This window comes from Dyadobacter sp., from assembly GCF_051859145.1.
Classification (GTDB): Bacteria; Bacteroidota; Bacteroidia; order Cytophagales; family Spirosomataceae; genus Dyadobacter.
This window is the reverse complement of the sequence record NZ_JBHYGF010000202.1, coordinates 1-7,680: the sequence shown is the minus strand read 5'-3', so window position 1 is coordinate 7,680 and position 7,680 is coordinate 1. Positions and strand designations below refer to the sequence as shown.

General features: G+C 45.7%; 8 protein-coding genes and 1 pseudogene. 3 read left to right on the top strand and 6 right to left on the bottom strand.

Going from position 1 to position 7,680, the window contains the following annotated elements; all coding sequences use genetic code 11:
- The 4 genes from ACTIE6_RS12935 to ACTIE6_RS12920 all read right to left on the bottom strand — a co-directional run.
- Positions 1-643, bottom strand: a 643-nt coding sequence (locus tag ACTIE6_RS12935; RefSeq protein ID WP_439557038.1) for a bestrophin family ion channel, incomplete at its 3' end; no start/stop codon positions are given.
- A 103-nt stretch (positions 644-746) separates the two neighbouring features.
- Positions 747-1,643, bottom strand: a complete 897-nt coding sequence (locus ACTIE6_RS12930; protein ID WP_439557037.1) for a helix-turn-helix domain-containing protein — start codon at positions 1,641-1,643, stop codon at positions 747-749.
- Positions 1,644-1,670: 27 nt separating this feature from the next.
- Positions 1,671-1,913 (bottom strand): Atu4866 domain-containing protein, encoded by a 243-nt coding sequence (locus ACTIE6_RS12925; protein WP_439557036.1) that lies wholly within the window; start codon positions 1,911-1,913, stop codon positions 1,671-1,673.
- 55 nt (positions 1,914-1,968) lie between these two features.
- Positions 1,969-2,808, bottom strand: coding sequence for an oxidoreductase (locus tag ACTIE6_RS12920; protein WP_439557035.1), 840 nt, complete (start codon positions 2,806-2,808; stop codon positions 1,969-1,971).
- 188 nt (positions 2,809-2,996) lie between these two features.
- Between ACTIE6_RS12920 and ACTIE6_RS12915 the strand changes: the two genes are divergently transcribed.
- The 3 genes from ACTIE6_RS12915 to ACTIE6_RS12905 all read left to right on the top strand — a co-directional run bounded on the left by ACTIE6_RS12915 (position 2,997) and on the right by ACTIE6_RS12905 (position 5,908).
- Positions 2,997-3,602, top strand: a complete 606-nt coding sequence (locus ACTIE6_RS12915; RefSeq protein ID WP_439557034.1) for a DinB family protein — start codon at positions 2,997-2,999, stop codon at positions 3,600-3,602.
- A 510-nt stretch (positions 3,603-4,112) separates the two neighbouring features.
- Positions 4,113-5,030 carry a glycosyltransferase gene (locus ACTIE6_RS12910; protein WP_439557033.1) on the top strand — a complete coding sequence of 306 codons (918 nt, stop codon included), beginning with the start codon at positions 4,113-4,115 and terminating at the stop codon, positions 5,028-5,030.
- 266 nt (positions 5,031-5,296) lie between these two features.
- Positions 5,297-5,908: a hypothetical protein gene (locus ACTIE6_RS12905; RefSeq protein WP_439557032.1), complete on the top strand. Its 612-nt coding sequence runs from the start codon at positions 5,297-5,299 to the stop codon at positions 5,906-5,908.
- A gap of 43 nt (positions 5,909-5,951) precedes the next feature.
- Here the strand turns inward: ACTIE6_RS12905 and ACTIE6_RS12900 are convergent, their stop codons facing one another.
- Both ACTIE6_RS12900 and ACTIE6_RS12895 read right to left on the bottom strand, forming a co-directional pair.
- Positions 5,952-7,271, bottom strand: coding sequence for a DUF389 domain-containing protein (locus ACTIE6_RS12900; protein ID WP_439557031.1), 1,320 nt, complete (start codon positions 7,269-7,271; stop codon positions 5,952-5,954).
- Between the two features lie 110 nt (positions 7,272-7,381).
- Positions 7,382-7,680, bottom strand: a pseudogene (locus ACTIE6_RS12895) (hypothetical protein); the annotation flags it as partial.

The window sequence follows — 7,680 nt, the reverse complement described above, 5'->3', positions numbered from 1 at the left end:
GCTCGTCGTACAGTTGCGAAATCAGTGCCTGCAATGCAACATGCTGGTATCCGTCAATGCGACCATCCTTACGCAATACCGCGATGTTCCTGGCCTGACAGTCGAGCAGCTGGGTGGGCATATTCGTTTTATCTTTTAAAGTCGCCAGCTCGTCGGGAGGTAAATGGCGCGCGATTTCTGCGTCGCAAATGATCTTTACCCGATTTAATGCAGTACGTTGCCGCTGACTGGCCCTATCTTCATGCTCCCAGCTGGTGCGCCTCGCCATCGAATTGCGCAATGCATAAAGCCACGCGATATGGCGGTAAATGATCTTTCTCACTTCGGTATCGGTTTCGTGATCTGCATTACTTTGGGAAAATGCCCGGACAGCCACGCTGAAAGACCTGCTGTGATTTGTAATCGCGCCCCAGATCTTGCGTGCTTCCCAGCTGCGATCGTAGGACTGATTATTTTTGAAACCAACGAAAAAGGCAGTGGCAGTACCTACCAGCGACACCGGCAGCCAGGGAACTGCGACCCATTTCCAGTCGAGGTACTGATAAATAAAAATGGCAATGGACCCAGTGGCGAGTGAGAACAAAACCATTCGCCAGGAATAGAAGTAGATGATTACAGGAGACAGGTAACGATTTACGTACATAGTAACAGGAGTTATATAAAAGAGTGAGTAGCCCTGATAAATGCTGATAATTTATCCAAAGCTACTCACAGATTAAAATGCACCCCATTTTTTGACAAAATTCCTACAACCGGAATGCGCTTGGCGTTGTGCTGGTTTGCTTCTTGAAAAAATGGTTGAAATGGGCAGGCTCGTCAAATCCAAGACAGAAACTGATTTGCGAAATGTTCCAGTCCGTATGCAGCAGCAATGCTTTTGCCTCGGCAGCTATCCGCTCAGCAATATGCGCCGTAGTTGTTTTTCCGGTAGTCAGCCGCACGGCGCGGTTGAGGTGATTGGTATGCACGTTCAAACTGGCGGCATAATCGCCTGCAGAGCGCAGCCGGAGTTGTTGTGAAGGCGTTTCAATCGGGAATTGCCTTTCCAGTAAATCCGAGAAAACCGCCGTGATCCGTGCATTCGCGTCCGCATTCTGGTACAGGCTTTCCGACGGGTTCATTTTCAATGCAGTATGCACGATTTCCATGATGTAGTTACGGATCAGATCGAATTTGAATGTATAATCCGAACCCATTTCGGTCATCATCTTTCTGAAAATCGCGTCAACCTGCCTGTCCTGCTCCTCATTCAGCAAATAAGCGGGCTTGGCGCCTATCTGAAACATTGGCAGCTCCTTTATATCGCCGCGTATTACCTCATTAAAAAATGCTTCTTTGAAAATGCAGAAGAAACCCGTGCTGTCATCCGTAAGCTTTTCGTATTTATAGGGAACATTTGGATTAAAGAACATGAGCGTGGTACCATCCACTTCCAGCGATTTGTCCGCATAATGGTATACATGTTTGCCGCGCATGATCGATATTTTGTAAAAATCCCTGCGGTTGTACTGCACCTGCGCATTGCAGCCCCAGTCCCAGTCTTCCAGATTGAACACATTGAAATGCCCTACATCTTTTTTCAGGTTCTCGGGCATCCAGTTGAACTTGTGCTGGTAAAATTCTTCCAGTGATTCAATTGCCATGATCTTGCATTGATATGTACCTGCAACTCATTTGCGATAAAATATGTACCCGCCGTGTTGCAGCGTATTTTCATCGGTAAAATTGCCGTCGGCTTCAAAGCCGGAATCGTCCCAATAATAAATATAATCTCCCTTAATTTCATACCTGCCGGTATACGCACTTTCCCGGGTGCCGCGTGCTTCGTCGTAGCGTCCTCCCGGGAGCAGCTGTTGACGGATATGTCCGTCCGCAGTCTGCCACATTCCGATATAGCTGGCTTTTGTCTTCATAATGGATTTCGGTTAAATGAAATAGGTACCCGCCGACTGGCAGGTACCGGCTGATTTAGAAGTTGGTCGCTGTGGCAAGTGCGCGCTGGGCTTCCATTTCCTGCTGCACCAATGCGATCTTCTGCCCGGCAATTTCATACGCATCTTCCCCGAGGAACAAGTGAAAAGGCGGGTCAGCCTGTTCGGCGACGGAGATGAAAACGGCCGCTGCTTTTTCAGGATCGCCGGGTTGGTTAGCATTAATGCTGTTTTGGTGCGCCTGCTGCGACTCGCGTACATTGGTATACTCCGTCATTTCTTTCTGTGGCGTGTTCAAAGAACCTGCGCCAAGGAAATTGGTACGGAAATAACCTGGCATAACCAGCGTGACGCGAATTCCGAAAGGCGCCACCTCGTGAAACAACGATTCGGAGAAACCGTGCATCGCAAACTTCGTGGCACAATAGATCCCAAAGCCGGGAAAGCCCCCTGCAAAACCGCCTATGGAAGAAATATTGAAAATGTGGCCCGACTGCTGGTTGCGCATTTGCGGCAATACCTGACGGATCAGATTCAATGCACCGAATACATTAATATCGAAGTTGGCTCTGGCTTCCGCATCGGAAAGTTCTTCCAAAGCGCCTGTCAGACCGTATCCTGCATTGTTTACCAGCACATCAATCCCCCCGAAAGCAGTGATGGTGTTGGCTATGGCCAGCTGTACATCAGCTTCGTTGGTCAGGTTTAATGCTAATGGAAGAAAATCGTTGCTTTCAACACCGACAGCGTCTTTCAGCTCGGACAGATTGCGAGAGGTAGCTGCTACTTTTTGTCCTTGTGCGAGGAGTTGTTTTGTCAATGTAAGGCCAAGTCCCTTGGACGCGCCTGTAATAAACCATACTTTCTGAGTGCTCATAACTTTGTGTTTTTTGATGTCACAAAGTTGGCATCAAAGGCAGGCAGCACGTTTGTGCGCTTCAAACGAATGCTTGCGAAATTCAAACAATGAGTTTCCGTTTGCTCATTAACCCTACCGGTAGCTCATTCTGACAAGCACCTTTTACAATTCCGTCTAGTTTTGGGCAAACCATAAACTTACAGGAAATGAAACTTTCAGGATGTTGCACCTTGGTGCTCTTCATTAGTCTTGCGTGTCCGTCGTTTGCCCAGGAAAAGCTCTGGACGGAAACCGACCGTCAGTACACCATCGATCAGCTAAGCCGCACGAGGGACGAACTGGTCAAAGAAACAGAGAACCTGACACCAGCGCAATGGGATTTCAAAGAGTCGCCCGACCGCTGGTCTATCTCGCAGATTGTCGAACACCTTGCATTATGGGAAATCATCTGGGCACGGGAAATTAGTATGGGATCCCGTAGCAAGCCGCAGCCCGAACTTAATCAAACAGCCCGGCCGGACAGCTACTATTCGGAATTTATCATGGAAACCAACCCGCACGTAGCAGCAGATATCGCCATACCAACCGGTTTCATCAAAGGGAAAGACAACCTGACTTTCTTCCTGAGCCGTCGCGAGCAAAACATCGCTTTCGTAAAAAAGACAGATGCAGATATGCGCGCGCACTTTGAACTGACCGGAACTCCCAACCCGCGAAACATGCACCAGGTTTACATTTATCAATGGGGCCACGTAGACCGGCATTTAAGACAGATTCGGAAGGTCAAAAGCGATGCAAATTTTCCGAAGTAGGGACTGAATTAAGTGACCTCGTGCGCTTCGGCGGCTATGTAGTTCGCCGGAGCGCACGAGGTGGTGTGTCTCAAACCTATTTGTTCCCTAAAGATGTTTTTGAAGTGAGTACTCAACGGAGAGTTGGCTATTATTAAGGAAACAATAACGCACCCCACTAGTAACAATCCGCCCAAAGATCCGGATTGTTAAAATTCTCTAAACACTCTCAATACTTCTTTCATAAGACCTTTTTTGTAACGTGAACAATCTCGTAAGTCTGTGGATTTTCCAGGATGGTACGAGCATGGCTCAGTAACAACTGGTGATTTTGAATGAACTGTTTTAAGCGGTCAGCTGAATCAACAAGCTCAATGCAAATTGGCAGGCGCATTGGTGGCACATCCATTTGATCAAAAACCAGTTCGGAACCGTGAAAAAAACCGGCCTTTACTGGATACTGGATTGCTTAACTAATGTTGTAGCGTTTGGCCGCTTTCAATATCTCCGTCGCCACAAAGCGACAAAGTTTTGTTCCACGGCAAAACCCTGGCAGGTTACTTTGCCGATCAGTTCCCAGACAAAATGATCCGGGCAAATGTTATTCCGGCCTTTGAAGCAACAGCACAATTCGTAAACCCAGTTCTGAGTGGCATTGGATTGCCCTCCATCCTTAATAAGTTTAGCTACAAACTAACTGAATTCAGCTACCGGATGATGCACAAACCGATCCGGACGTTCCGTGAAGCAAATAAACTGTCACCATTAATAGCAGACTACAAAGGACTTCCGTCGATTTACGGTGTAAGTCGGCACTTACTGAAAGAACCAAACGACTACCCTGATAACAGTCACTTTACCGGATTCTGGTATGGTAAATCACCTGCTGCACTTGACACGGATGTATCTAATTTTCTGCAAGATGGCGCTCCACCCTTGCTTGTCACGTTTGGGAGTATGCCGCTGACTACCGGGCTTGATATGCAGCAAGCAATGATACAGCTGACAGAAAAACTAAACACCAGAATCATTATCATTAAAGGTTGGGGCTTTGAAGGCACAACCGATTTGGAGAATTGCAAAACCATCAAGATTATCGAATCCGCTCCTTATGAAAAATTACTTCCTCATGTGAAAGCAGTGATTCACCATGGTGGGATCGGTACTATGGCCGAATGCCTAAGGGCAGGAAAACCATTCCTGACTTGCCCGGTGCCGTACCCTATGGGTGACCAGCATTTTTGGGGACAATTGGCGTTCCAGAAAGGTTGCGCGCTTAAACCAATACCTTTGAAGAAATTGACGCTCGACCAGTTGATTACTGCCGGGTACGAGTTATTAACCAGACAAGAACTCCACACGAGCAGCAGGCTCATGGCGGATTTACTATCCACGGAAAATGGGATCGACAATGCCATTAAACTGATTGAATCCAGCCCTGACCATTAACGCAGATATAAATGTACCGCATTATTATGGCTCACAAATTGAAGAGAAAACCCAAACGAGGAGAATAGTCGTTACTCCTTGATATAAAATGCCCTCGATATTAAGTTCAAACGGCAGAGCATCAATGATATGGCCTGATAATCCCTTGGCAATTCAGGATCATTTTAATATATTGCTGCTAGAACATTCATATAGATCTTTGCTTTTTTGTAGCTAGTCTAATGTAGCTAGCTATTTTGCCGTGTGAAGTTTAACAATCTATTGATATGGAGACTTTGATTGTCTTTTCCATGACATTTATCCCAATGGGTTTGGCAATATGGCGGATGATCAGACTTACGCGCGATACGATTGGCACCAATTCTCCACTGAAAGTTGTAAGAATATACAAAACGACTGCCTGGTCGTATTTTGCCAGTTTTGACTCTTTATTTATCCTTTATGGCTTCTTTGGTAGCGGCCTCGTAATCAGCGCCGTATTGTTTGCCAGATTCTCAACGCCTAATCCTGAACTTGGATGTATCATCATGTCATTGATTGCATTCGTGTTATTGGGGCTTGGATCAGCCGTATTGGCAGTGAATTTAAATCACTGGCACCACGTGAGAGGGGCAGTTATTACTACATTTCCGGAAAAGCACGAGTTAAAAATTGAGGTTGGAGGCACCATGTTCCATTTGAAGGATGGAGATTTAATCAAAATCAGTTTCCAACGTAACGAAGGCAAACTTCAGTTAGGCTTTGCTAGGTACTACTTAGCCAGTGGCGACTCTTTTGTTCTTTCGAATAAAAATTCGGGCATGTGGGTTGTTCAGGAATATTTCAAACGTGTCCCAATCGAATACAAGGAACGTTATCTACCATTTATCAATACCTGAAACCAATATTAAATCTGCACATCAGCGCCATAAAGAAGCTCATTTAAGGTACCGCCTTTTCTACATATAGTTTGATCGAATCACTCTTGAGCCTGACCTGTAACCAGTTCTTTATTTTTGTAAAGTCCCGCCCGGTTTGCCTCAAATTCGAAGAGCCCAACACAACAACTGTATAATTGCTTGTTTTTCCCCCATTGGTGAAAAATGTTTGCCGATCAGCGGAGCAGTATTTAATGTCCGGAAATAGGGGCTTAATCTCACTGAATAAAAGACCAGTAGCCTTTTTACTTGCGCTAATGCTGTCCTGCCTTTGAATATTACGGCTGAGCTCAGTCTTTAATTGATTTATCTCAGCTTGATACCGATCGCTCTGTGTGAGCTCGTTGGAAACGTCATTGATAGAAAAACCTTGCTGAACGATCAGCGTCGTGCTCGCAAGCCCATAAATTGCCTTTCTGCTATTCAGGCGCTTCTTTTCAGAGTCCTCAATTAGTTTCCCTCCATAAATAAGCTTGATCTGCTTCTTAGCTGCATCCAGTTCATGTTTTAAAAGGAAATCACCTTCAATATAGCTTTCAGTGTTAATAAAGTTATTGGCGTTTTGAATGAAATGCTCTTTTTGAACCAACAAATAACCATAGTAAATACTGGGAATAGTAGTCAAAAGTACTAGAAAACTAACCCAGCGGTTTGCCATCTTCTTTTGATGCGCGTTGGCATAGTCGCGGATAGGATATTGAAGCAGCCTTACAGTAATCAGGGTTGCGCTTCCTATAAACACAGTGTTGATCGTAAGCAGGTAAAATGCGCCGAAAAAGAAGCCCCAATTGGCCGTTGCCAGCCCGTACCCTGCCGTACAAAGCGGTGGCATCAGCGCCGTTGCAATAGCAACACCTGGAATTACATTGCCCTTGTTTCTACTGGAAATCGCTACTATACCAGCAAGCCCTCCGACCAACGCGATAATCACATCATAAATGTTAGGCTGCGTCCTGGCCAGCAGCTCCGAGTGCGCCTGGTAAATGGGTGTAACATAGAAATAGGTAGCTGACGTAAGCAGACCGGCCACAATAGCAAAAAGATAATTAACGAGTGCTTTTCTGAAAAGTGAAAAATCGTAGGTGGCAATGCTGTACCCCATCCCAAGGATCGGCCCCATTAATGGTGAGACCAGCATGGCTCCAATGATGACTGCCGTCGAGTTGACATTCAAACCAACCGATGCAATGAAGATGGCAAAAATAAGGATCCACAGATTTGTCCCTTTAAACTCAATCCCACTCTCGACAGTATCATGAATTTTAATGTAATTCTCCCGCTCAGAAGAAATATCAAACCTTCTTAGTAACTTTTCAATGATCATAGCAGCGATTTACAATGTTTTTGTTAGCCAAGCAGCAATGAAAGGCATTCTTTTAATGCATAAGCTCCTCAATATCATTGAGCTCGCCGAACAAAACCAAAACTTCATTTTCATGCATCACAGCGTTGGCGCGTAGCGATGCCGGATGCTGCCCTTTTGAAAATTTTTGCAGGACCGTTTTCAGATTCTTTTGCTAGCTTAAGCCCGGTGAGCACGATCACATTATACCGGTTGGTCAGTTCTGCCTGCTCAAGACTCATGCCAATGTAACGCCTTGGGACGCGGATTTCAATGATACTGTATTTTTCGGAAATTTCAAATGAGTCAATGATGCCCGAATTGTCTAACCACATGGCAAGCCGTTCGGCCGATTCTTCCTCAGGAAGGATAGACGATCGTTGAGCTCGGG

Bases quoted from the DNA above. Each gene is read 5' to 3' on its own strand.
- ACTIE6_RS12915 (WP_439557034.1), top strand. From the start codon at position 2,997: ATGAAACTTTCAGGATGTTGCACCTTGGTGCTCTTCATTAGTCTTGCG.
- ACTIE6_RS12920 (WP_439557035.1), bottom strand. From the start codon at position 2,808: ATGAGCACTCAGAAAGTATGGTTTATTACAGGCGCGTCCAAGGGACTT.
- ACTIE6_RS12930 (WP_439557037.1), bottom strand. From the start codon at position 1,643: ATGGCAATTGAATCACTGGAAGAATTTTACCAGCACAAGTTCAACTGG.
- ACTIE6_RS12900 (WP_439557031.1), bottom strand. From the start codon at position 7,271: ATGATCATTGAAAAGTTACTAAGAAGGTTTGATATTTCTTCTGAGCGG.
- ACTIE6_RS12905 (WP_439557032.1), top strand. From the start codon at position 5,297: ATGGAGACTTTGATTGTCTTTTCCATGACATTTATCCCAATGGGTTTG.
- ACTIE6_RS12925 (WP_439557036.1), bottom strand. From the start codon at position 1,913: ATGAAGACAAAAGCCAGCTATATCGGAATGTGGCAGACTGCGGACGGA.